Source organism: Pseudonocardia sp., assembly GCF_035305885.1.
Taxonomy (GTDB): domain Bacteria; phylum Actinomycetota; class Actinomycetes; order Mycobacteriales; family Pseudonocardiaceae; genus Pseudonocardia.
In genome coordinates, this window is record NZ_DATGOP010000115.1 from 230,730 (window position 1) to 254,106 (window position 23,377).

A 23,377-nucleotide genomic window follows, 5' to 3' on the forward strand; every position below is an offset into this window, starting at 1 on the left:
ACTCGCCGAACGAGGGGGCCCCGGTCACGCCCGGATGCGGTAGTCCTCGTCCTCGGCGTCGGTGATCAGCATGTGCCCCGGCGCGTGCGAGATCGCAAGCGGTGGCTTCGACTCCACGACCGCGGCCTGCGGCGTCACCCCGCACCCCCAGAACACCGGCACGTCGCCCGGCTCGAACCGCACCGGGTCGCCGTAGTCGGGGGAGTCGAGGTCGCGGATGCCGAGCTCGCGCGGGTCACCGACGTGCACGGGGGCGCCGTGCACCGCCGGGTACGCCGCCGTGACCCGCACGGCCGTCTCGACGAGGTCGGCCGGCACGGGCCGCATCGACACCACCATCGGCCCGCTGATCGCGCCGGCCGGCCTGCAGCGCACGCTGGTGCGGTACATCGGCACGTTCACGCCCTGCTCGACGTGCCGGATCGGCACGCCCGCCGCGCCGAGGGCGCGCTCGAACGTGAAGCTGCAGCCGATGAGGAAGCCGACGAGGTCGTCGCGCCACCAGCCGACGACGTCGGTGGGCTCCTCGGTCAGCTCGCCGTCGACGTAGACGCGGTAGCGGGGGATGTCGGTGCGGATGTCGCCGTCGAGCAGCGGCCCGGACAGCGAGCCCGCCTCGAGCACGTCCAGCACGGGGCACGGCTGCGGGTTGCGCTGGGCGAACAGCAGGAAGTCCCACGCGAGGTCCTTCGGCACCGCGATCAGGTTGGCCTGCGTGTAGCCGTCGCACCACCCCGCGGTGGGGGTGACCAGGCCGGCGCGGAACCTCGCGCGGGCCTCGGCCGGTGTCGCGGTGTGGTCCGGCTCGGGGATCTGCTCGGTCATGGGGTGTCCTTCCACGGGGGCGGGACGAGGACGAACCGGACGCGCTGCCCGGGACGCACCTGGGCGGCCCGGTCGACGTCCGCGTCCAGGACGACGGCGGCCACCGGATAGCCGCCGGTGACCGGGTGGTCGGCGAGGAACAGCACCGGCTCGCCGCCGGGCGGTACCTGCACCGCGCCACGCACCAGGCCCTCGCTGGGCAGCTCCTCCAGCGACGCGCGTTCGAGGGGCTCGCCCTCGAGCCGCATCCCGACGCGGTCGCTGCGGCTGGACGCCGTCCAGGTGGTGCGGGCGAGCGCGGTCACGTCGGTGAAGAAGTCGGCGCGTGGGCCGGGCACGGCCCTGAGAACGACGTCGTCACCGGGGGGCACCGCGACGGGGGCGACGTCGATCAGGGGCAGCTCGGCGGGCTCGGTGCCCACCGGCAGGATCGTGCCGGGGCTGAGCTTCTCCGGCCCCAGCCCGGACAGGACGTCGGTGCTGCGCGACCCGAGCACCGGTTCCACGGCGATGCCGCCGCGCACCGCGAGGTAGGTGCGCAGGCCGGTGGGCGGGACCCCCAGCCGCAGCACCTGGCCCGGGTACAGGGTGATCAGCGCGTGGTGCCCGACCGGGGTCCCGTCCACGTCGGCCGGGGCCGGAGCGCCGGACAACGCCACCGTGAGCAGCCCGTGGGCCCGCACGGCGAGCCCGCCGAACACCACCTCGATGCCGGCCGCGCCCTCCGGGTTCGCGACGAGCCGGTTGGCCAGCCGCAGCGATCTGCGGTCGGCCGCGCCGGACCGCCCGACGCCGGTGGCGGCGAGCCCGGGCCGCCCGAGGTCTTCCACCAGCGCCAGCGCGCCGGTGGCGACCACCTCCAACTTGCGGGTCACCGGACCGCCTTGAACACGACAGTGCACCCGGGTCGTAGTAGCGCACCGCGCTCCATACTCCAAAGCTCGGCGTCCGTGTGCCCGATCAACTGCCATCCGCCGGGGGAGGAACGGGGGTACACGCCGCTGAACTCGCCGGCGAGTCCCACCGACCCGGCGGGCACCGAGGTGCGCGACACCTCCCGGCGGGGGACGCGTAGCCGCGGGTCGCCGCCGACCAGGTAGGCGAAGCCGGGCGCGAACCCGCCGAACGCGGCCCGCCACGGGGTGCCCGTGTGGGCCTCCACCACGCCCTCCGGGCCGAGCCCGGTGAGCTCGCCGACCTCCTCGAGGTCGGGGCCGTCGTACACGACCTCGATCACCACCCGCTCCCCCTCCGGCGGAGCGGCCCCCGGCCGGACGTCGAGGTCGAGCACCGTGCGCCGGAGCGCGGCGAGGTCGGTGCCCGGCTCGACCGACAGCAGCACCGTGCGCGCCGCCGGGACGACGTCCAGGATGCCCTCCGGCTGGGCCGCGCGGACGGCGTCGGCGAGCGCGAGCACCTCGGGCAGCCCGTCGACCTCGAGGAGCAGCCCGCTGTCCCCGCACGGGAGCACCCTCACCCCGGTTCCTCCGCGAACGGCCGCAGCGCCACTCCCGCCTCGGCCAGCCCGGCGCGCACGGCCTCGGCCATCGCGACCGCGCCCGGCGAGTCGCCGTGCACGCACGCCGAGTCCGCCCGCACGTCCACGTCCGAGCCGTCGACGGCGGTGACCTTGCCCTCGGTGACCATCCGCAGCACGCGGGCGGTCACCTCCTTCGGGTCGTGCAGCAGGGCCCCCGGCTCCCTGCGCGGCACCAGCGTGCCCTGCGGCGTGTAGCCGCGGTCGACGAAGAACTCCCGCACCGTGCGGAGCCCGGCCTTCTCGGCCGCGGCGAGGAACGCCGAGCCGGGGAGGCCGAGCACCGGGAGGTCCGGGTCGTAGGCGCGGACGGCCGCCACCACGGCGGCCGCCTGCGCCTCGTGGTGCACGACCGCGTTGTAGAGCGCCCCGTGCGGTTTCACGTACCGCACGCGGGTGCCCGCGGCCCGGCAGATGCCGTCGAGCGCCCCGATCTGGTAGACGATGTCGTCGGTCAGCTCGGAGGGGTCGACGTCGATGAAGCGCCTGCCGAACCCGGCGAGGTCGCGGTAGCCGACCTGCGCCCCGACCGCGACCCCGCGCTGCGCGGCCAGGGCACAGGTCCGCCGGAGGGTCGACGGGTCGCCCGCGTGGAAGCCGCAGGCGACGTTGGCGGAGGTGACGACCGCCAGCATGGCCGCGTCGTCACCCAGCTCCCACCTGCCGAACGACTCCCCGACGTCTGAGTTCAGATCGAAGGACGTCATGCCCACAGCTTGGCGAGTCCGGACAGCGACGAGTAGCCCATGTACAGCGTGAGCAGCCAGGCGGCGACGCCGACGCCGAGCAGCCAGGCCGGGTACTTGTAGCCACCCAGCAGGTCACGGCGCCGCCAGGCCACCCAGAGCACCACGGTGAAACCGATGGGAAGGATCATCCCGTTGAACGTGCCCGCCAGCACGAGCAGGGTGGCGGGGGCGGTCCCGGCCAGCACGAAGATCAGGGCCGACAGCGCGATGAACGCCACCGTGATCAGGTTGCGGGTGCGGTCGCTCGTCGTGGACCGGGTCAGGAACGACACCGAGGTGTACGCCGCGCCGATGACGGAGGTGATCGCCGCGGCCCACAGGATGATGCCGAACAGCCGCAGGCCCACCTGGCCCGCGGCCGCCTCGAAGGCGCTCCCCGCCGGGTTCTCCTCCGCCAGCGTGACGCCGCCCGCGACCACGCCGAGGACCGCGAGGAACAGCACCACGCGCATGACGCCGGTGACGATGATGCCGATGACGGAGCTCCTGGCGATCGAACCCGCGTGCTCGGGGCCGGTCATGCCGGAGTCGAGCAGGCGGTGCGCACCGGCGTAGGTGATGTAGCCGCCGACGGTGCCGCCGATCAGCGTGGTGATGACCAGGAAGTCCACCGTGTCGGGGAGCACGAAGTTGCGCAGGGCGTCGCCGACCGGGGGCGCCGAGACGATCGCGACGTAGGTCGTCATGAGGATCATCAGCGCGCCGAGCACGACCACGATCCGGTCGAGAGCGACCCCCGCCTTCTTGCTGAGGAAGATGGCGATGGCGATGAGCGCCGAGATCGCGCCGCCGATGGTCGCGTCGACGCCGAGCACGGCGTTGAGGCCGAGCCCGGTGCCGCCGACGTTGCCGATGTTGAACACCAGGCCGCCGATGACGACGAGGCCGGCGAGCACGTAGCCGACGCCGGGCGCCACCTTGTTGCCCAGCTCGTGCCCGCGCTGCCCGGACACGCCGATCACCCGCCAGACGTTCAGCTGGACGGCGATGTCCACCAGGATCGAGGCCAGGATCGCGAACGCGAACGCCGCGCCGAGCTGCGCGGTGAAGGTCGCGGTCTGGGTGATGAAGCCCGGGCCGATGGCGCTGGTGGCCATCAGGAACATCGCCCCGAGGACGGCGCTGCGCCTGGTCCCCGAGCCGATCGCGGTCACAGCCTTGGTGTCGCTCATCGCTGACCCCCGCCGACGCCCGGGCGACCGCTGCGGGGACGCACCGTGCCGATCGCGCTTGGCAAGCTCCGCTCGCTCATCGCGGCTCCCTCCAGGATCGTGACCCGCGGCACACCGCCGCTGGTATTCCTGGGAGCGTAGGGATCGTTCAACGATCCAGCAATACTTCTAGGCTATGTTCTTGTAAAAGCTGGGTGACCCGAGTGCCGACCGCCGGCAAAACCGCCCCTGTACAGGGCAGGTGGCGCGGGCGGACACTGGGCTCGACCGTGCTGTACCCGGTGGCGGGTGTGCCCGCCCACCACCGAGGCGCGGTCACAGGGCCGTCGACCGATCCCCCCTCCTCGGTCGACGGCCCGTCCGACCCCGCGGTCAGGACAGCGAGCGCAGCGCCGCGAGGGCCATGGTCCGCAGCAGCGCGGCGGCCTCCGGCGTGCGCCCGGCGTGCGGGGTGGAGTTGAGCAGGCCGAACGTGCCGTGCGCCGCCGTGCGGGCGGCCTCCGCGGGCAGGCCCGGATGGGCGCGCGCCAGCGCGTCGACCCAGATCTCGACGTAGGTGCGCTGCAGCCGCCGCACCTTCCTGCGGTCGGGGGCGGGCAGGTTCGCGAGGTCTCGGTCCTGCACGACGATCAGCTCCGGCTCGCGCTGGGCGAAGTCGGCGTGGAAGTCGACGAGCTCGACGAGCAGCTCGTGCGGGTCGGTTGTCCCGGCCGCTCGCGCCTGCGCTCCGGCGAGCAGGTGCTCGCTGATCCCGACCAGGAGCTCCGCGAGCAGGGCCTCCTTGCCCGGGAAGTGCCGGTAGAGCGCGGGCCCGCTGACGCCGACCGCGGCGCCCAGGTCGGCGATGCTCACGCCGTGGAAGCCGTGGCGGGCGAACAGCTGCGCGGCCACCGCGAGGATCTGCTCCCGCCTGCCGCCTGCTGGGTTCGCGGCGGGGGTGGCCATGCCGCGTAGCGTAGCCGCGGGTTAACGCCGACTAACAGGGTCGGCGACCTCAGCGTCGCCACAGCGGCGCCCGATACCCTGAAGTGATGCCCCGGCCGCTGGGATGGCTGCGCGCACGCATGGGCGTGCGCGTGGTGTCAGCGCTGTCCGCAGCCGTCGTGGTCGCGCTCGCCCTGGTCGTCGCGGGCGCCGCCCTGCTGCTGCTCGTCCAGCACTCGTTGCGCCAACAGGTCCAGGCGGAGGCCAGGACGCAGGCCCAGGTGATCGTCGACCGGCTCGAGGGCAACTGGGAGGGCGCGGCCAACGAGAACGCGCGCGACGCGCTCGACCAGTTCATCCGGGAGAGCGACCTCGCCCAGGTGCGGGTGAAGTACGGCGACGACCCGCCGACGTGGACCATCGAGGCGGGCACCGAAGCGGTCGGGCGCGACGAGCCGATCTCGGACCTCCTGCCCGAGGAGGGGCAGACCATCGTCGAGTCCGGCGTGCCGGTGCGGAAGGCCGATGGCAGCGTCGTGGACACGGTGCTCGTGGCCAGCGGCGCCGACTCGGGCGGCCGCGACGTCGTCCTGCTCTACGCGGCGCCGCTCACGGCCGTCGATGCGGCCACGCACACGCTGCTGTTCTACCTGCTCTGCGGCGTGCCGCTGCTGATCGTGGTCGCCGGGGTCACCACGTACCTGTTCTCCGGGCGCGCGCTGCGGCCCGTCGAGGCCATGCGCGCGCAGGTGGCGGCGATGACCGAGAAGGACCTCGCGCAGCGGGTCCCGGTGCCGCCCGCGCGCGACGAGATCGGCAAGCTCGCCGAGACCATGAACGGCATGCTCGCCCGGCTGCAGGACGCGCAGGGCGTGCAGCGCCGGTTCGTCGCCGACGCGAGCCACGAGCTGCGCAGCCCGCTCGCCACGATCGCCACCGGCCTCGAGCTGATGCAGGGCGGCACGGTCGACAAGGACACGATCACCGCGCTGCGCGGCGAGACCGCCCGGCTGAAGAACCTCGTCGAAGGGCTGATCCTGCTCGCCCGCGCCGACGAGCGGGGGCTGCAGCCGCGGCGCGAGGAGGTCGACCTCGACGAGGTCGCCGAGCTCGAACGCGGCCGGCCCGCAGGCGGATCGGTGGTCGCGGAGGTGCACGCCGTCCCGGTGCGCGTGATCGGCGACCGCGGGCAGCTCGCGCGGGTGGTGCGCAACCTGGTCGACAACGCCCGACGGCACGCCCGGTCCAAGGTGCTCGTCACGGTCGGGCGCGACGGGGACACGGCCATCCTCGACGTCGCCGACGACGGTCCCGGCGTGCCGCCCGCCGACCGGGCGCGCGTCTTCGAGCGGTTCGTGCGGCTCGACGACGCCCGCGCGCGGGCCGACGGCGGGTCGGGGCTCGGCCTGGCCATCGTCGCCGAGGTGGTGGCCGCGCACGGGGGCACGGTCGACGTCACCGACGGACCGCTCGGCGGCGCGCTGTTCCGCGTGCGGCTGCCCGCCGCCTCCGCGCCCGAGCCCGAACCCGAGGCCCCGGCTCCGGCCGAGGGTGGCTCGCCGGCCGGGCCCGTCCCCGCCCAACCGGCCCCGCCGGCCCAGGGGCCGCCCGCGCCTGCGCCGCCGGCGCCCGCATCGAAGCCCCCTGCACCGCGGGCCCCTGCCCCATCGGCCACTTCGGCCCTCGCCGATGCGCCGCCGGCTCCCGGGGCGCCGCAGGCATCCACCCCGCCGGGCCCGGCGGCCCCCCCGGTCAACGGGGCACCCGCCGGCAACGGGGCGCCTGCCCAACCGGTCAACCGGGCGCCTGTGCCGCCGGCACAGGGGCCTCCGGCGCCGCCCGCGCCCGCGGCTCCGGCCGGCAACGGGGCGCCACCGCCGCCGACGAAGCGCACCTCCACCGGCAACGGCTGGTTCGCCGCCCGCGAGCCCGTCGAGCCGATCGGGGAGGCCGGTGAGGAGGCGTGGACCGGCGAGGCGGTCTGGGGCGACGTGCCCGAGCCGGAGCCGCTGCCGCGGCGCCAGAGGCGCCGCCGCCGGGCCGAGGTCGACCAGCGGCCGGTGCGGGACGAGGAAGCCCGCCGCGACCCGGTCACGTCGCCGGGCGGTATCCCCGCGGTCCCGCCCGACGGGGCGGAGGAGGGCCGGATCCCGGCCCCGCGGTCTCAGTCCGGCTCGACCATGCGGTAGCCGACCCCGCGCAGCGTCTCGATGCTGTTCGTGCCGAACGGCGCGTCGATCTTGCGGCGCAGGTAGCCGACGTACACCTCGACGACGTTGACCTCGCCCTCGTAGTGGGCGTCCCACACCGCGCGCAGGATGTCGGTCTTGGTGACCACTTCGCCCGCGTGCCGCATCAGGTGCTCCAGCACGCCGAACTCGCGCGGGGTCAGCGAGATCTCGACGTCGCCGCGGTACACGCGGTGCCGGGCCGGGTCGAGCCTCAGGTCACCGACCTTCAGCACCGTGGGCCGTGGCTCGCCCGCCCGCCGCAGAAGGGCCCGCAGCCGGGCGAGGAGCACGACGAACGAGAACGGCTTGACCAGGTAGTCGTCGGCGCCGAGGTCGAACGCGTCGGCCTCGTCGTACTCGCCGTCCTTCGCGGTGAGCATGAGGACGGGGGTCCAGATCTCCGCGGCGCGCAGCCGTTCCAGGACCCGGTAGCCGGAGAGGCCGGGGAGCATGATGTCGAGCACCACGACGTCGTGCTGACCGGTGCTCGCGGCCGCGAGGCCGGAGATCCCGTCGTGGACGACCTCGACCGAGTGGCCCTCGGCGGCGAGGCCGCGCCGCACCATCTCCGCGAGCGGTACCTCGTCCTCGACCAGCAGTACGCGCACACCTAGACGCTAGCGGTGCCGGGCCGGCGCGTTCACCTGGCCGCCCTCGTGGTGAGCTCGGCCCCACGCGTCTCCGGCAGCAGCAGCGCGCAGGACCCCATCACCACGTAGGCGATCCCGGCGAACACGGCGATCGCGACCCCGATGGAGAGCGCGTCGGCCAGCAGCCCGACGAACAACGGGAACAGCGCGCCGACCCCGCGGCCGAAGTTGTAGCAGAAGCCCTGGCCGGATCCGCGCAGTTCGGTGGGGTACTGCTCCGTGAGCATCGCGCCGAGGCCGCTGAAGTACGCCGACGAGACGAACCCGAGCGGGAGCGCGAGCACCGTGAACACCGACGTGGGCAGCTCGAGCAGGGTCATCGGAAGGACGATCGCGAACGCCGCGACCGCGCACACCACGATGGCGGGCCTGCGCCCGAGCCGGTCGGTGAGCCAGGCGCCGAACAGGTAACCCGTGAACGCCCCGACGATCACCAGCAGCAGGGTGCCGCCGAGGCCGAACAGGTCGAGCCCGCGGGCGGTGCGCAGGAACTGCGGCAGGAACGTGGTCAGCGCGTAGTAGCCGCCCTGCGCGCCCGTGCACAAGAGCGCGCAGACCGCGGTGGTGCGCAGCAGACCGGGCCGGAAGATCCCGAGGAAGGACGGGCGGTCGGCCGCGCGGTCGGCGTGCCGGACGAACACCTCGGGTTCCGGCACGTGGCGGCGGATCCAGAACACGCCGAGCGCGGGCAGCACGCCCAGGGCGAACAGCGCGCGCCAGGCGGCCTCGGGCGGCAGCAGCGACTGCGTCAGCACGAACAGCCCGGCCGCGACGGCCCACCCGACGGCCCAGCCGCTCTGCACCGTGCCGACCGCACGGCCGCGGTAGGCCGCCCGGACGGTCTCACCCATGAGGATCGCGCCGACCGCCCACTCGCCGCCGAAGCCGAACCCCATGAGCCCGCGGAAGACCAGCAGCTGGGTGAAGTCCTGGGCGAACGCGCACAACAGCGTGAACACCGAGAACCACACCACCGTGACCTGCAGCATCAGCGCGCGGCCGAAGCGGTCGGCCAGCACGCCCGCCGCCCAGCCGCCGAGTGCGGAGCACAGCAGGGTGACGGTGCCGATCAGCCCGGCCTGCGCGTTGGACGCGAGCAGCCCGACGGAGATCAGCACCGGGATGAGCAGGCTGTAGATCTGCACGTCCATCGCGTCGGTCGCCCAGCCGCCGAAGCACGCCCAGAACGTCCGGCGCTCGCGCGGGGACATCGACCGGTACCAAGGCCCGTTGGTGGTGGTCATGGTCTCGACGTACCAGCGCGGTGGGCCGATCGGCAACCGGGCGGTGGCGGCCGCGGTTAATGAACGTTAACATCCGGTCCCATGGCCGTCGCCACGTCCAGCGCATCGCCGCGAAGCGCCGCCACCCACCGCGAGCTGGTGGTCGACCTGAAGGCCCGGCTCGCCGCGGCGGCGCTCGGCGGCCCGGAGCGGGCCAGGGCGCGGCACGTGGAGCGGGGCAAGATGCTGCCGCGCGACCGCGTGAACGCGCTCGTGGACCCGTCGAGCCCGTTCCTCGAGCTCTCCCCGCTCGCGGCGAACGGCATGTACGGCGACGAGGCGCCCGGCGCGGGCCTCATCACCGGCGTCGGCCGGGTGGCCGGGCGCGAGGTCGTGATCGTCGCCAACGACGCGACCGTCAAGGGCGGCACCTACTACCCGATGACGGTCAAGAAGCACCTGCGCGCGCAGGAGATCGCGCTGCACAACCGGCTGCCCTGCATCTACCTGGTCGACTCCGGCGGGGCCTACCTGCCCGAGCAGGACGACGTCTTCCCCGACCGGGAGCACTTCGGCCGGATCTTCTACAACCAGGCTCAGATGTCGGCCCGCGGCATCCCGCAGATCGCGGCGGTGCTCGGCTCGTGCACCGCGGGCGGGGCGTACGTGCCCGCGATGAGCGACGAGGCGGTGATCGTGCGCAACCAGGGCACGATCTTCCTCGGCGGCCCGCCGCTGGTGAAGGCGGCCACCGGGGAGGTCGTCACCGCCGAGGAGCTGGGCGGGGGCGAGCTGCACTCCCGCGTCTCCGGCGTCACCGACCACCTCGCCGAGGACGACGCGCACGCGCTGCGGATCGTGCGCGGCATCGTCGGCACGCTCGGCCCGCGGGCGCCGCGGCCGTGGGACGTGGCGCCGACCGAGGAGCCGCTCGCCGACCCGGAAGAGCTGTACGACGTCGTGCCCACCGACACCCGCACCCCCTACGACGTCCGCGAGGTGATCACCCGGATCGTCGACGGCTCGCGCCTGCAGGAGTTCAAGGCCGAGTTCGGCACCACGCTCGTCACCGGGTTCGCCCGCATCCACGGCCACCCGGTCGGGATCGTCGCGAACAACGGGATCCTGTTCTCCGAGTCCGCGCAGAAGGGCGCGCACTTCATCGAGCTGTGCGACCAGCGCGGCGTGCCGCTGGTGTTCCTGCAGAACATCTCCGGCTTCATGGTCGGCCGCGAGTACGAGGCGGGCGGCATCGCCAAGCACGGCGCGAAGATGGTCACGGCGGTGGCCACCACCCGCGTCCCGAAGTTCACCGTGATCATCGGCGGCTCGTTCGGTGCCGGGAACTACTCGATGTGCGGGCGGGCCTACTCGCCCCGGTTCCTGTTCATGTGGCCGAACGCGCGGATCTCCGTGATGGGCGGGGAGCAGGCGGCCACCGTGCTGGCGACGGTGGGGTCGGGCGTCGACCCCGACGCCGTGCGCGCCCAGTACGAGCACCAGGGCCACCCGTACTACTCGACGGCCCGGCTCTGGGACGACGGCGTGATCGACCCCAAGGACACCCGCACCGTGCTGGGCCTCGCCCTCAGCGCGGCCGCGAACGCCCCCCTGGAAGAGCCCCGTTTCGGGGTCTTCCGCATGTGAGCGACGAGGAGGTGTGCGTGTTCGAGACCGTGCTCGTCGCGAACCGCGGGGAGATCGCCGTGCGCGTGCTGCGCACGTTGCGGCGCATGGGCATCCGGTCCGTCGCCGTCTACTCCGACGCCGACGCCCACGCGCCGCACGTCGGCATGGCCGACGCCGCGGTGCGGATCGGGCCTGCGCCCGCCGCGCAGAGCTACCTGTCGATCCCGGCCGTGCTCGAGGCCGCCGCCGCGACCGGGGCGCAGGCCATCCACCCCGGCTACGGGTTCCTGTCGGAGAACACCGCGTTCGCCGCGGCCTGCGCGGACGCCGGGATCGTGTTCGTCGGCCCGCCCGCATCGGCGATCGAGGCCATGGGCGACAAGATCGCGGCCAAGGCCACGGTCGCGAAGGCGGGCGTGCCGGTCGTCCCCGGGTCCGACGGGGCGGGGCTCACCGACGACGAGCTCGCCGCCGTCGTCTCCGAGATCGGTTACCCCGTGCTGCTCAAGCCGAGCGCGGGTGGCGGCGGCAAGGGGATGCGCGAGGTGCACTCCCCGGCCGACCTGGCCGACGCGATCGTGTCGGCCCGACGAGAAGCGCGCGGGGCGTTCGGGGACGACACCCTGCTGGTCGAGCGGCTGATCGCGGCGCCGCGGCACATCGAGATCCAGGTGCTCGCCGACGCGCACGGCAACGTCGTGCACCTCGGCGAGCGCGAGTGCAGCCTGCAGCGGCGGCACCAGAAGATCGTCGAGGAGGCCCCGTCCGCGCTGCTCACCGACCGGCAGCGGGAGGCGATGGGCGCGGCGGCGGTGGAGGCGGCGCGCGCCGTCGGCTACACGGGCGCGGGCACGGTCGAGTTCATCGTCGGCTCCGACGACCCGGACCGCTTCTTCTTCATGGAGATGAACACCCGGCTCCAGGTCGAGCACCCGGTCACCGAGCTGGTCTACGACGTCGACCTGGTCGAGGCGCAGCTGCGCATCGCGGCGGGCGAGGAGCGGCCGTGGCCGGAGCGCATCCGCCCGTACGGGCACGCGGTCGAGGCGCGGATCTACGCCGAGGACCCCGCCGCCGGGTTCCTGCCGACCGGGGGCACGGTGCTGGCGCTGCGCGAGCCGGGCTCGGTTCGGGTGGACTCGGGCATCAGGGCGGGCAGCGTGGTCGGCAGCGACTACGACCCGATGCTCGCCAAGGTGATCGCCCACGGCGCCGACCGCGCCGAGGCGCTGCGCAGGCTCGACGCCGCGCTCGGCGACACGGTGCTGCTCGGGATCGACACCAACATCGGCTTCCTGCGCGCCCTGCTCGCCGACCCGGACGTGCGGGCGGGCCGCCTCGACACCGGGCTCGTCGGGCGCAGGCTCGCCGACTGGACGGCCGCCGACCTGCCGTCCGACGTGCTCGCCGCGGCCGCGGCGCACGCCCTGCTCGCGCTCGAGCCCGCGGGCCCGGTCGTGGACCCGTTCGACATCCCCGGCGGCTGGCGGGTCGGCGAGCCCGCCTGGACGACGTGGCGGATGTCCGTCGGCGGGCACGAGCCGGTGGCCGTGCGCATCCGGGGCCGGGCGTCGGCGGCCGAGGTGGCGGTCGGCGATGCCGACCCGGTGCCGTGCGCGGCGTGGCGGGAGGGCGCCGACCTCGTCGTGGCCCTGGACGGGCTCACCCGGCGCTACGCCTGCGCGCTCGACGGCGAGACCCTCTGGCTCGGCCGCGACGGGCGCGCCTGGGGCGTCCGCGAGCAGGCGCCGCTGGACGCCGCGGCGTCGGACGAGGCCGGTGGCGGCGGGCCGGTGCTCTCGCCCATGCCGGGCACCGTCACCGCGGTGGAGGTCGAGGACGGCCGGCGGGTCGAGGCCGGTGAGCGGCTGGTGGTCGTGGAGGCGATGAAGATGGAGCACGTGCTCACCGCCCCGGTCGCCGGGGTGGTCCGCGAGCTCCGGGCCCGGCCGGGCGACACCGTCGCCAAGGACGCCGTTCTGCTGGTCGTGGAACCCGAGGAGGAGTGATGGACCTCTCGCTGAGCGAGGAGCACGAGGCGCTGCGCGCCACGGTGGAGGACTTCGCCCGCAAGGAGGTCGCCCCCGTCATCGGGGAGCTCTACGAGCGCGGTGAGTTCCCGTACCAGCTGGTGGCGCGGATGGGTGAGATGGGGCTGTTCGGGCTGCCGATCTCCGAGGAGTACGGCGGCATGGGCGGGGACTACTTCGCGCTCTGCCTCGCCCTCGAGGAGCTCGCCCGCGTCGACTCGTCGGTCGCGATCACGCTCGAGGCCGGCGTCTCGCTCGGCGCGATGCCGCTGTACCGGTTCGGGACCGAGGAGCAGAAGCGGCGCTGGCTGCCCGCCCTCGCCGCAGGCGAGAAGCTCGGCGCCTTCGGCCTCACCGAGCCCGGCGGCGGCTCCGACGCGGGCGCGACCCGCACCACCGCGCGCCTCGACGGCGACGAGTGGGTGATCAACGGCTCGAAGGCGTTCATCACCAACTCGGGCACCGACATCACCTCGATCGTCACCGTCACCGCGGTCACCGGCACCGGCCCGGACGGCCGCAAGGAGATCTCCGCGATCATCGTGCCGGCCGGCACGCCCGGGTTCCGGGTCTCGCAGAAGTACTCGAAGGTCGGCTGGGCGGCCTCGGACACCCGCGAGCTGTACTTCGACGACTGCCGCGTCCCGGCCGAGAACCTGCTCGGTGAGCGCGGGCGCGGGTACGCCCAGTTCCTGTCGATCCTCGACGAGGGCCGGGTCGCGATCGCGGCGCTCTCGGTCGGGCTCGCGCAGGGCTGCGTGGACGAGTCGCTGCGCTACGCCCGAGAGCGCGAGGCGTTCGGCAACCCGATCGGCAGCTACCAGGCCATCCAGTTCAAGATCGCCGACATGGAGGCGCGGGCGCACACCGCCCGGCTGGCGTACTACGCGGCGGCCGCGAAGATGCTGCGCGGCGAGCCGTTCAAGAAGGAGGCCGCGATCGCCAAGCTCGTCGCCTCCAACGCGGCGATGGACAACGCCCGCGACGCCACCCAGATCTTCGGCGGGTACGGGTTCATGAACGAGTACCCGGTCGGCCGCTTCTACCGGGACGCGAAGATCCTCGAGATCGGCGAGGGGACGAGCGAGGTGCAGCGCATGCTGATCGCCCGCCAGCTCGGGCTGTAGTCCCGGCCGCACCGAGGCCCCGGCGGAGCCCACCGCGCGGCGACCGCCAGGATGGTGGGGTGAACGCCCTGTTCGCCCGGATCGTCGTGCTCACCAGCGGTGCCGCGATCCTGGTGGTGGAGACGCTGGCCACCCGGCTGGTGGCCCCGTACGTGGGGCTCACGCTCGAGTCGACCTCCGCCGTGATCGGGGTGGCGTTGGCGGGCATCGCCGCCGGGGCGTCGCTGGGCGGCCGGTGGGCCGACGTGCTCCCGCCGCGCCGGGTGGCGACGGGCGCGCTGGTCGTGGGTGGGCTGGGCGTGCTCGCCGTCCGGCCCATGGTCCGCGTGCTCGGGCCCGCGCTCGGGCCGGGCCCGCTGGCCGCGATCGTGCTGGTGGCGGCGTCGACGTTGGTGTCGGTCACCGCGCTCGCGATGGTCACGCCCGCGGTCACCCGGGCCCGCATCGAGCGGGTGCAGGGGTCGGGCGCGGTGATCGGCGGGCTGTCCGCGGCCGGGACGGTCGGCTCGCTCGCCGGCGTGTTCCTCACCGGGTTCGTGCTCGTGTCGCTGCTGCCGGTGGCGGCGATCCTGCTGGTCACCGCCGCGGCCTGCCTGGTGCTGGCCCTGCTCACGGCGGTGGCGCCGCGCCGGGGGGCGGTCGCGGGCACGGCGGCCGTCGCCGCGGTGCTGGCCGGGGCGCTGGTGGCGGTGCCGGGCCGCTGCGACGTCGACACCGTCTACTACTGCGCGAGCGTGCGCACCGACCCGGCCGACCCGGCCGTCCGCGTGCTCGTGCTCGACGACCTCGACCACTCCGCGGTGCACCTGGCCGACCCCGCGCACCTGCGGTTCGGCTACACCCGCCGCTTCGCCGACGCGATCGACACGGCGTTCGCGGCGGGCCACCCGCTCGACGCCGTGCACGTCGGCGGGGGCGGCTTCACCATGCCGCGGTGGCTCGCGGCCACCCGCCCCGGCTCGGCGTCCACCGTGCTCGAGGTGGACGCGGGCGTCGTCGAGCTCGGGCGCCGGGAGCTGGGGGTGGGCGACATCCCCGGCGTCGACGTGCGGATCGGCGACGCGCGCAGCCTGCTGGCCGAGATCCCGGACGCGTCGGCCGACCTCGTGGTCGGCGACGCGTTCGGCGCCCGCTCGGTGCCGTGGCACCTGGCCACCGCCGAGTTCGCCGCCGAGGTCCACCGCGTGCTGCGCCACGACGGCGTGTACGTGCTCAACGTGATCGACCACGACCCGATGCACCTGCTCGCTGCCGAGGTCGCGACGCTGGCCGACCGGTTCTCCCACGTCGCGGTGCTGGCCCGGCCCGAACAGCTCGGCCCCGGCGGGGGCGGCAACGCCGTCGTCGTCGCGTCGGACCGGCCGATCGACGTCGCCGCGCTGGAGGCCCGCGCCGCCGCGCGCGGGGAGCCGGGGTCGGTCCTGGACGCGGGCGCCGCCCTGCGGTTCGCGGGCGACGCACCGGTGCTCACCGACGACTGGGCGCCGGTCGACCAACTCATCAGCTGATCGCGGCGGTACGGTCCGCACGTGGCTGAATGGGACGACCTCGTGGCGTTCGTGCGGGTGCGCTACGAGATCATGCGGCAGACGGACGACGAGCTGTGGTTCCGGTTGCCGACGCAGGCCGACCGCACGCAGCTGGTGGTGGTGCGGCGGGTCACCGGCGAGGACGACCACCCGTGGGCGGAGATCACCTCACCGGTCGGGCGGGTCGCCGACCTCGACCTCCCCCGCATGCTCGAGCTCGCGGGCGAGAGCGTGGCGGGCGGCGCGGTGGCGGTGGACGGCCTCGTGCTGTTCCGCCACTCCATCCCGCTCGGTGACACCGCGATCGACGGCTTCGACCGCCCGTTCCGGCTGGTGGTGGACGTGGCCGATCGGCTGGAGCACACCCTCACCGGCGCCGACGAGCACTGACCCGGCAGCCGTTCGTCGGAAACCGCCTGCTGGGGCGGCCCCGCACGAGGCGCGGCGCCGCCGGCACGAGAGCTAACTGGCCCGCCTGCGCAACGTCCCGCCGGCGAGCAGGCCGGGCCGGTCGGTCACCGGCTGCAGCTCGGTCAGCGTCGGGTGCCCCGCGGCCAGGAGCGCGGTGTCGGTGTCCGGTTCGAGCTCGCCCACCAGCTCGGCCTCGTGGGAGTGCAGCAGGTCCCCGTCCTCGCCGCTGACGTGGTCGACGCGCACCCGGACCGAGCCCCAGTGGGCCAGCCGCGCCTCGCGCAGCTCGCGGAGCTCGTCCACGGGCAGGTCGGGCACGTTGAGCGAGAGCACCGTGCCGTCCGGGGCGGCGAGCAGCACGTCGAACACGTCGGGCAGCACCGCGAGCGCGGACTCCCAGTGCGGTTCCCTCGGCTCGACCAGCGGCGTGCCGAGGGAGACCGCGAGGGCCCGCCACCCGTGCAGCCCCGCGGCGAGCGCCGCGCCGATCGTGCCGGAGTGCAGCACCGAGTGCCCGAGGTTGGCGCCGATGTTGATGCCGGAGAGCACGACGTCCGGCTCCGGGTCGAGCCAGCCGCGCCCCGCCGAGTGGACGATGAACGCGGGGTGGCCCTCCACCGCGAACGCCGGGACGTCCGGCAGCTCGGGCAGCTCCCTGCGGTGCACGCGCACCCGCCCCCCGTCGCGCACCGCCAGCACCGATCCGCCGACCCCGCTCGCGTCGACGTGCGGGGCGGCGACGACGACGTCGAACCCGGCGTCGCGGGCCGCGGTCGCGAGGGCGACGAGCCCGGGGGATTCGATGCCGTCGTCGTTGGTGATCAGGGCGCGGAGACGTCGGGAGGAGGCCACGCGTCCACGTTAGGTGAGACGGGTGACCGCCGGTCGGCTTCGCGATGACGCTCACGCGCCCCGTCCGTGGCGACGATCACGAAGCGGTCTGCTGCCGGTCGCTCGCTGTGGCAGGGTGGGCCCGCAGGGTTGCGGACGATCGGAGCGGAGCATGCGCGTCTTCAACGGTGTCGACGAGCTGCGAGCGGCGGTGGGCACACAGCTCGGGGTGAGCGACTGGCACACGGTCGACCAGTCCCAGATCGACACCTTCGCCGACGCCACCCTCGACCACCAGTGGATCCACGTCGACGCGGACAAGGCGAAGGAAGGCCCGTTCGGCACCACGATCGCCCACGGGTTCCTCACGCTGTCGCTGCTGCCGCACCTCGTGAAGCAGGTCTACCGCATCGAGGGCACGAAGATGGGCGTCAACTACGGGCTCAACCGGGTGCGGTTCACCTCGCCCGTTCCCGTCGGCAGCAAGGTACGGGCGAACGTCGAGCTCGCCGACGTCGCAGACGTCTCGGGCGGGGTGCAGTTGACCACGAAGGTGACGGTCGAGATCGAGGGATCGGAGCGTCCCGCGCTCGTCGCCGAGTGGCTCACCCGGCAGTACGTGTGAGGAGGCCTTTTCGATGCGTGACGCGGTGATCTGCGAGCCGCTGCGGACCCCGGTGGGTGGGTTCGGCGGCTCGCTGAAGGACGTGCCGGCCCACGAGCTCGCGGCCACGGTGATCCGCGCGCTCGTGGAGCGCACGAACCTGCCGCCGGACTCCGTGGACGACGTGGTGCTCGGGCACTGCTACCCGACCATGGACGCCCCCGCGATCGGCCGGGTGGCCGCCCTCGACGCCGGCCTGCCCGTGACGGTTCCCGGCCTGCAGATCGACCGCCGCTGCGGCTCGGGCCTGCAGGCGGTGCTGTACGCCGCGATGCAGGTGCGCTCGGGCGCGGCCGACCTGGTGCTCGCGGGCGGCGCCGAGTCGATGTCGAACGCGCCGTTCTACACGACGGGCATGCGCTGGGGCGCCAAGGGCGGGCCCGGCGTCATGCTCCACGACTCGCTCGCCCGCGGCCGCGTCACGGCGGGCGGCTGCAACTACCCGGTGCCGGGCGGGATGCTGGAGACCGCCGAGAACCTGCGCCGGGAGTACCGGATCCCGCGGGAGGAGCAGGACGAGTTCGCCGTCCGCTCGCACCGGCGCGCCGCCGCCGCGCGCGACGAGGGCCGCTTCGCCGACGAGATCGTCCCGGTCACGGTGAAGGGCCGGAAGGGCGACACGGTCGTCGACTCCGACGAGCACATCCGCCCCGACTCCACCGTGGAGACGCTCGCCAAGCTGCGGCCGGTCCTCGGGCGGGACGACCCGGAGGCCACGGTCACGGCGGGCAACGCGAGCGGCCAGAACGACGGCGCGGCCATCTGCGTGGTCACCCACCCGGACAAGGCCGCCGAGCTGGGGCTGCGGCCGCTGGTCCGCCTGGTGTCGTGGGGCCTCGGCGGCGTACCGCCCGCCACCATGGGCATCGGCCCGGTGCCCGCCGTGGCGAAGGCGCTGGACGACGCGGGGCTCACGCTCGCCGACATGGACCTGATCGAGCTGAACGAGGCGTTCGCGGCGCAGGTACTGGCGTGCACGCGCGAGTGGAAGTTCGTGGCCGAGGACTTCGAGCGGCTCAACGTGAACGGCTCGGGCATCTCGCTGGGCCACCCGGTCGGCGCCACGGGCGGGCGGATCCTCGCCACGCTCACGCGGGAGATGCACCGCCGCGACGCCCGTTACGGCCTCGAGACGATGTGCATCGGCGGCGGCCAGGGCCTCGCCGCGGTCTTCGAACGGGTGACCGCCTGATCGTGACGTGATCCACCTCCCGCGCCGGGTCCGACAGCACCTCCCGGAGGGGAGGTCGAGGGGATGACCGGCGCGGAACCGCGACGCCCGCGCGGGCGCGACCGTGCCCTGCTGCGTGCGGTGGCCGCGGGGCGGTGCCGGATCGGGAGCGGGCCCGAGCCCGTCCTCCTGCTCGACGGCATCGCCTGCGCCGACTCGACGGCGCGGCACCGGTCGGTGTCCGCCGGGTTGATCGCCCCGCCGGGCCGGGCCTCGCCCGGGCCCGGCGATCCGCACGCCGCTGGGGCGGCGAGCCCTCTCGGGCTGAGCGTCACATCCGGGGCGTGTTGCCCGGATGCGAGCGGCGGTGGATGCTCGCGCGGTGCCGTCCGACGACGATCTCGCGCTGGCCGACCAGGTGAGCGGCCAGCTCATCCGGCTCGTCCGCCTGATGGACCGCAAGCAGGCCCAGTACCAGGCCGAGCACCCGGACGCCGTGGAGCGGGCCACCTACTACCTGCTCGTCCACCTGGTGAAGGGCGGTCCGCAGCGCGCCGGGGCGCTCGCCGAGGCGGTGCACTCGGACCCGTCGACGATCAGCCGCCAGGTCGGGCACCTGGTGCGGCTCGGCCTCGTCGAGCGGATGGCCGACCCGGAGGACGGGCGGGCCACGCTGCTCACGGCCACCGAGGAGGGGCGGCGCGTGTTCGAGGAGAACCGACGGATGCGCATCGAGCGGTTCGCCGAGATGCTCTCGGACTGGTCGGTGGCGGACCGGCGCAAGTTCGCCGAGCTCCTCGGCCGGTTCGTGTCGGCGTTCGAGTCCGCGCAGCGCCCGGACGGCTGACGGTCATGTGAGGGTCATCACCCCAACCGGGGGGTCGGTTGGGGGGTCGACCAGGAAGGAATTCGAAGGTCCCGGGGGGAACGGTGGTGGGATCGGCGCAGTTCGGGCCGTACCTGCTCGATGCGGTGCTGGCGCGCGGCGGCTCGGCGACGGTGTACCGCGCGCGGGACACCAGCCACGACGAGCGGGTCGTGGCGGTCAAGGTCTTCGACCGGCAGTTGTCGGCCGATCCGGGCTTCCGGGAGCGGTTCCGCCGGGACGCGGGCCTGCTGAGCGCGCTGCGCGAGCCGCACGTCGTGCCCATCCACCGCTACGGCGAGATCGACGGCCACCTCTACCTCGACATGCGGCTGGTCCGCGGGCCGAGCCTCGCCGACGTCCTGCGCCGCGGGCGGCTGGCGCCGCAGCGGGCGGAGGCGATCGCGGGACAGATCGGTGCGGCCGTCGACGCGCTGCGCCGCGGCGGCCTCGGCGACCGGCGGATCGAGCGCAGCGACGTGCTGCTCGCCGGTGGGCCAGGGCGCGGGGAGTTCGTGCAGCTCGTCGGGCTCGGGCTGGGCAGGCCGCCGGTGCAGGCCGCCGTCTTGCCCACCGCGCTCGTGTCGCGTCCCGCCCGCCACCGGCGGCTCGTGGCGTCGACGGCGGCCGTGCTGGTGGTCGCGGCGTTGGTGGCGTGGGCGGTGTTCCCGCGTGATCGGGAGCGGGTGGGGGAACCGTCCGCGGCGACCGGGCTGGTGGCGACCATCGGCGTGCCGGACGCGGGCCTCCTCGACGCCGCGGTCGTCTCGGTCGGGGGGCGGCGGCTGCTCGCGGGTGTCACCGCCGACGGTGCGCTCCGCACCTGGGACCTGTCCACCGGGGCGGAGGCCGGACCGGCCACGCCGGGCGACGCGGTCGCCGTCGCCACGGCGGTGGTCGACGGGAGGGCGGTTGCGGTCGTGCGCAGGCGCGACAACACCGTGGTCGCCCGGGACCTCGAGACGGGCACGCCGCTCGGCCCCCCGATGGGCACCCCGCGGGAGTATTCGTTCGGCCGGTTGGTGGTCGTCGAGGTCGACGGTGAGCCGGTCGTCGTCGCGCTCGAGCCCACCGGGAGGCAGCTGCCGGGGCCGTTCGACATGACGGAGGAGCAGGTCGGGGTGTCGTCGTTCGCGCTGCGCACCGGTGCCCCGGCGGGCCCGGTGCTCGCGGCGGACGGCGCCTCGATCGACGCGTTCTCGGTCACCGAGATCGACGGGCGGCCGGTCGTCGTCTCGAGCACCGCCGGGGGCGGCGGTGTGCAGGCGCGGGACCTGCGCACCGGTGCCCCGGTCGGTGCGCCGACCGCGCCGCAACCGGTGGCGTTCCGAGCGCTCACCACCGCGGTGCGCGACGGCGTGCCGGTCGCGGTGACCGGTGGCGACGACAACACCGTCCGGATCTGGGACCTGCGGACGGGCGAGCAGGTCGGCGCGCCGCTCGCGGGCCACGTCGAGTCGGTGACCGCGGTGGTCGCGGTCCAGCAGGACGGTCGCACGGTGCTCATCACCGCCGGGGGGAGCGACCTCAGCCCGACCCCGCAGGTGCGGTTCTGGGAACTCGCGACGGGGACCCCGCTGGGGCCGCCGATGACCGACCACCCCCTGAGCCGCGGGTTCCGGGCGCTGTCACCGGACGGATCGCTCCTGCTCACCACCGCGCCCGGCGAACCGGTCGCCGTCTGGGACGCGAAGCAGCTGGTGGCGGAGGTGGCGTCGTGATCGGCGCGATGTTCGGCCCGTACCGGATCGAGTCGCTCGTCGGACGCGGCGGGATGGGCGAGGTCTACCGGGCCGTCGACACCGAGCAGGGTGGCCGGCGGGTGGCCCTCAAGGTCCTCCCCCCGCCCCTGTCCGACGACCCGCAGTTCGTCGCCCGTTTCCGGCGGGAGGCGGAGATCGCCGCCCGGCTCGCCGACCCGCACGTCGTGCCGATCCACCGCTACGGCGAGGTCGACGGGCGGCTGTTCATCGACATGCAGCTCGTCGACGGCCGGGCGCTCTCCGAGGTGCTCGCCCAGGAGGGGCCGCTGGACCCCGCGCGGGCGCTCGCGATCCTCGAGCAGGTGGCCGGCGCGATCGACGCCGCTCACGCCGAAGGGCTGGTGCACCGCGACGTCACGCCGGCCAACATCCTGCTGACGCAGCCGGGGGGTGGACGGGCCGAGTTCGCCTACCTGCTCGACTTCGGCATCGCCCGCCCCGCGGAGCCGGGCAGCCGCACGGCGCTCACCCGGTCCGGTGCGGTGATCGGCACGTTGGCCTACATGGCGCCGGAGCGCTTCCTCGCCCAGCCGGCCGGGCCCGCGGTGGACGTCTACTCGCTCGCCTGCGTGCTGCACGAGGTGCTCACCGGCGCCAGCCCGTACCCCGGCTCCGGGTACGCGGCACAGGTGGCCGGGCACCTGTACCAGCCGCCGCCCCGGCCGAGCGCGGTGCGCGCCGGCCTGCCCGAAGCGTTCGACGCCGTCATCGCCCGGGGCATGGCCAAGGACCCCGCGCAGCGGTACCGAACGGCCGCCGAGCTCGTGGCCGCGGCCCGCGAGGTGCTGTCCGGGGTCGAGGTGGCGCCGGCCGGCCCGCGCGAAGCGCCCCCCGTGGCGGCAGCCGCACCGGCCGCCTGGGCGCCCCCCGGCACCCCGCCGCCGCGGCCGCAGGCCGTACCACCACCACCGGCCGCTGCGCGTCGTCCTGGTCGCTCGTGGCTGCCGACGGTGGTGGCCGCCGTGCTCCCGACCGTGGTGCTGGTCACCGTCCTGGCCCTCGCGGGGGTGCTCACCGTGCCCGGGGCCCCGGGCCCGGCGACGGCCCCGGGGGAGGCCGCGCCGGGCGACGCGCTGCCGTCCGGCGGGCCGATCACCGAACGCGTGATCGTGGGGGCGGCCCCCGATTTCCTCGTGCCGCCGGTCATCGCCGAGCTCGACGGCGTTCCCGTGCTCGTCAGCAGCCGCTTGGACGAAACAGCGGTCTACGACCTGGCCACCGGCGAGGTGATCGGCGTACCGATCGCCAATGACTTCTCGCGGTTCACGTTGGCGGCGACCGCGGCCCGGATCGACGGGCGCAGCGTGCTGATCACCGGGAGCAGCGACCACGTGATCCGGATGTGGGACCTCGCGTCCGGCGAGCCGCTCCCCACCACCCTGACCGGCCACACGGGCGGGATCACCGCGCTCGCCGTCGTCGCGGTCGACGGGCGGGAGGTGCTGCTCTCGAGCGGGGAGGACGCGACGGTCCGCCGTTGGGACCTGGCGGCCGCCACCCCGATCGGCGAGCCGCTCGCGGCGGACGTGGGCCCCGTCGACGCCATGGCCGTGGTCGGCGGGGACCGGCCCGTCGTGCTCGCCCGAGGACAGGAGGGCGCGATCTCCTCCTTCGACGTGGCGACCGGGGCGCCGGCGGGTCCGCGGGTGTCCGGGAGGCCCGCGCTGCATGAGACCGTCGCGACCGTCGAGTTGCCCGGTGGGCCCGCGGTCCTGACCACGGACCACTCCGGCGAGTTGGCCGTCGTCGACGTGCGGACGGGTGCCCGGCGCGGTCACGGGATCCCGGAGGTGCTGTTCCTCGACCGCTACGCCGCGGCCGTGGTCGACGGGCGCCCGGTCTTGCTGAAGGAGGTGCTCCGGCAGAACAGCATCGAGGTCCTGGAGCTGAGCACCGGGAGACCGGCCACCGAGCCCCTGCTCGGACACGAGGACCGCGTCGAGTGCATGGTTCCCCTGACGGTCGGCGACCGGACCTTCCTCCTCTCGGCCGGCTTCGACCACACGATCCGGATCTGGGACCTGACCGCCAGGACGGGGAGGTGAT

Annotated in this window: 20 protein-coding genes; 11 read left to right on the plus strand and 9 right to left on the minus strand. The window is 74.5% G+C overall.

The features are described from left to right. Window positions 1-24 precede the first annotated feature (24 nt). From VKZ81_RS25720 to VKZ81_RS25745, 6 genes are all read right to left on the minus strand, one after another. Entirely contained in the window at window positions 25-825 is an 801-nt protein-coding gene (locus VKZ81_RS25720) for a putative hydro-lyase (RefSeq protein ID WP_324244257.1), read from the minus strand. Further along, a complete protein-coding gene (locus VKZ81_RS25725; protein WP_324244258.1) occupies window positions 822-1,700 on the minus strand; it encodes a 5-oxoprolinase subunit C family protein in 879 nt (292 codons plus the stop codon). The genes VKZ81_RS25720 and VKZ81_RS25725 overlap by 4 nt, the downstream gene beginning before the upstream one ends. After that, window positions 1,697-2,302 carry a 5-oxoprolinase subunit B family protein gene (locus VKZ81_RS25730; protein WP_324244259.1) on the minus strand — a complete coding sequence of 202 codons (606 nt, stop codon included), beginning with the start codon at window positions 2,300-2,302 and terminating at the stop codon, window positions 1,697-1,699. Before VKZ81_RS25730 ends, VKZ81_RS25725 begins: the two co-directional genes overlap by 4 nt. After that, complete coding sequence (locus tag VKZ81_RS25735; RefSeq protein WP_324244260.1) at window positions 2,299-3,069, minus strand: LamB/YcsF family protein; 771 nt, start codon at window positions 3,067-3,069, stop codon at window positions 2,299-2,301. The genes VKZ81_RS25730 and VKZ81_RS25735 overlap by 4 nt, the downstream gene beginning before the upstream one ends. After that, window positions 3,066-4,283, minus strand: coding sequence for an NRAMP family divalent metal transporter (locus VKZ81_RS25740; protein ID WP_324244261.1), 1,218 nt, complete (start codon window positions 4,281-4,283; stop codon window positions 3,066-3,068). Before VKZ81_RS25740 ends, VKZ81_RS25735 begins: the two co-directional genes overlap by 4 nt. 372 nt (window positions 4,284-4,655) lie before the next feature. Beyond that, window positions 4,656-5,228 (minus strand): SACE_7040 family transcriptional regulator, encoded by a 573-nt coding sequence (locus tag VKZ81_RS25745; protein WP_324244262.1) that lies wholly within the window; start codon window positions 5,226-5,228, stop codon window positions 4,656-4,658. Between the two features lie 86 nt (window positions 5,229-5,314). Between VKZ81_RS25745 and VKZ81_RS25750 the strand changes: the two genes are divergently transcribed. Next, window positions 5,315-7,396 (plus strand): sensor histidine kinase, encoded by a 2,082-nt coding sequence (locus tag VKZ81_RS25750; protein WP_324244263.1) that lies wholly within the window; start codon window positions 5,315-5,317, stop codon window positions 7,394-7,396. Here the strand turns inward: VKZ81_RS25750 and VKZ81_RS25755 are convergent. Then, window positions 7,372-8,046 carry a response regulator transcription factor gene (locus VKZ81_RS25755; RefSeq protein ID WP_324244264.1) on the minus strand — a complete coding sequence of 225 codons (675 nt, stop codon included), beginning with the start codon at window positions 8,044-8,046 and terminating at the stop codon, window positions 7,372-7,374. The two genes, VKZ81_RS25750 and VKZ81_RS25755, sit on opposite strands and share 25 nt — an antisense overlap. A 32-nt stretch (window positions 8,047-8,078) precedes the next feature. Next, window positions 8,079-9,332: an MFS transporter gene (locus VKZ81_RS25760; protein ID WP_324244265.1), complete on the minus strand. Its 1,254-nt coding sequence runs from the start codon at window positions 9,330-9,332 to the stop codon at window positions 8,079-8,081. An 81-nt stretch (window positions 9,333-9,413) separates the two neighbouring features. On the opposite strand from VKZ81_RS25760, the gene VKZ81_RS25765 reads away from it, so the two are divergent. Genes VKZ81_RS25765 through VKZ81_RS25785 form a run of 5 tightly spaced genes read left to right on the plus strand, consistent with a single transcriptional unit; the run spans window position 9,414 to window position 16,016 of the window. Continuing rightward, entirely contained in the window at window positions 9,414-10,958 is a 1,545-nt protein-coding gene (locus VKZ81_RS25765) for a carboxyl transferase domain-containing protein (protein WP_324244266.1), read from the plus strand. Window positions 10,959-10,975: 17 nt separating this feature from the next. Continuing rightward, on the plus strand, window positions 10,976-12,949 hold the full coding sequence (locus VKZ81_RS25770; protein ID WP_324244267.1) for an acetyl/propionyl/methylcrotonyl-CoA carboxylase subunit alpha: 1,974 nt from the start codon (window positions 10,976-10,978) through the stop codon (window positions 12,947-12,949). Further along, window positions 12,949-14,097: an acyl-CoA dehydrogenase family protein gene (locus VKZ81_RS25775; protein WP_414709472.1), complete on the plus strand. Its 1,149-nt coding sequence runs from the start codon at window positions 12,949-12,951 to the stop codon at window positions 14,095-14,097. The genes VKZ81_RS25770 and VKZ81_RS25775 overlap by 1 nt, the downstream gene beginning before the upstream one ends. Window positions 14,098-14,156: 59 nt before the next feature. After that, entirely contained in the window at window positions 14,157-15,605 is a 1,449-nt protein-coding gene (locus VKZ81_RS25780; RefSeq protein WP_324244269.1) for a fused MFS/spermidine synthase, read from the plus strand. 21 nt (window positions 15,606-15,626) lie between these two features. Next, window positions 15,627-16,016: a hypothetical protein gene (locus tag VKZ81_RS25785; RefSeq protein ID WP_324244270.1), complete on the plus strand. Its 390-nt coding sequence runs from the start codon at window positions 15,627-15,629 to the stop codon at window positions 16,014-16,016. A 72-nt stretch (window positions 16,017-16,088) separates the two neighbouring features. On the opposite strand, the gene surE is transcribed toward VKZ81_RS25785, so the two are convergent. Further along, window positions 16,089-16,889 carry a 5'/3'-nucleotidase SurE gene (gene surE / locus VKZ81_RS25790; protein WP_324244271.1) on the minus strand — a complete coding sequence of 267 codons (801 nt, stop codon included), beginning with the start codon at window positions 16,887-16,889 and terminating at the stop codon, window positions 16,089-16,091. A 151-nt stretch (window positions 16,890-17,040) separates the two neighbouring features. On the opposite strand from surE, the gene VKZ81_RS25795 reads away from it, so the two are divergent. The 5 genes from VKZ81_RS25795 to VKZ81_RS25815 all read left to right on the plus strand — a co-directional run bounded on the left by VKZ81_RS25795 (window position 17,041) and on the right by VKZ81_RS25815 (window position 23,376). Further along, window positions 17,041-17,493 carry a MaoC family dehydratase gene (locus tag VKZ81_RS25795; protein ID WP_324244272.1) on the plus strand — a complete coding sequence of 151 codons (453 nt, stop codon included), beginning with the start codon at window positions 17,041-17,043 and terminating at the stop codon, window positions 17,491-17,493. A 13-nt stretch (window positions 17,494-17,506) separates the two neighbouring features. Beyond that, complete coding sequence (locus VKZ81_RS25800) at window positions 17,507-18,724, plus strand: acetyl-CoA C-acetyltransferase (RefSeq protein WP_324244273.1); 1,218 nt, start codon at window positions 17,507-17,509, stop codon at window positions 18,722-18,724. A 361-nt stretch (window positions 18,725-19,085) separates the two neighbouring features. Next, window positions 19,086-19,550: a MarR family winged helix-turn-helix transcriptional regulator gene (locus VKZ81_RS25805; RefSeq protein WP_324244274.1), complete on the plus strand. Its 465-nt coding sequence runs from the start codon at window positions 19,086-19,088 to the stop codon at window positions 19,548-19,550. 86 nt (window positions 19,551-19,636) lie between these two features. Beyond that, window positions 19,637-21,289: a protein kinase family protein gene (locus VKZ81_RS25810; RefSeq protein ID WP_324244275.1), complete on the plus strand. Its 1,653-nt coding sequence runs from the start codon at window positions 19,637-19,639 to the stop codon at window positions 21,287-21,289. Beyond that, window positions 21,286-23,376 carry a WD40 repeat domain-containing serine/threonine protein kinase gene (locus VKZ81_RS25815; protein WP_324244276.1) on the plus strand — a complete coding sequence of 697 codons (2,091 nt, stop codon included), beginning with the start codon at window positions 21,286-21,288 and terminating at the stop codon, window positions 23,374-23,376. The genes VKZ81_RS25810 and VKZ81_RS25815 overlap by 4 nt, the downstream gene beginning before the upstream one ends. The last annotated feature ends 1 nt before the right edge of the window (window position 23,377 follow it).

Bases quoted from the DNA above. Each gene is read 5' to 3' on its own strand.
- VKZ81_RS25740 (WP_324244261.1), bottom strand. From the start codon at position 4,283: ATGAGCGACACCAAGGCTGTGACCGCGATCGGCTCGGGGACCAGGCGC.
- VKZ81_RS25720 (WP_324244257.1), bottom strand. From the start codon at position 825: ATGACCGAGCAGATCCCCGAGCCGGACCACACCGCGACACCGGCCGAG.
- VKZ81_RS25750 (WP_324244263.1), top strand. From the start codon at position 5,315: ATGCCCCGGCCGCTGGGATGGCTGCGCGCACGCATGGGCGTGCGCGTG.
- VKZ81_RS25775 (WP_414709472.1), top strand. From the start codon at position 12,949: ATGGACCTCTCGCTGAGCGAGGAGCACGAGGCGCTGCGCGCCACGGTG.
- VKZ81_RS25745 (WP_324244262.1), bottom strand. From the start codon at position 5,228: ATGGCCACCCCCGCCGCGAACCCAGCAGGCGGCAGGCGGGAGCAGATC.
- VKZ81_RS25800 (WP_324244273.1), top strand. From the start codon at position 17,507: ATGCGTGACGCGGTGATCTGCGAGCCGCTGCGGACCCCGGTGGGTGGG.
- VKZ81_RS25735 (WP_324244260.1), bottom strand. From the start codon at position 3,069: ATGACGTCCTTCGATCTGAACTCAGACGTCGGGGAGTCGTTCGGCAGG.
- VKZ81_RS25765 (WP_324244266.1), top strand. From the start codon at position 9,414: ATGGCCGTCGCCACGTCCAGCGCATCGCCGCGAAGCGCCGCCACCCAC.
- VKZ81_RS25795 (WP_324244272.1), top strand. From the start codon at position 17,041: ATGCGCGTCTTCAACGGTGTCGACGAGCTGCGAGCGGCGGTGGGCACA.
- VKZ81_RS25760 (WP_324244265.1), bottom strand. From the start codon at position 9,332: ATGACCACCACCAACGGGCCTTGGTACCGGTCGATGTCCCCGCGCGAG.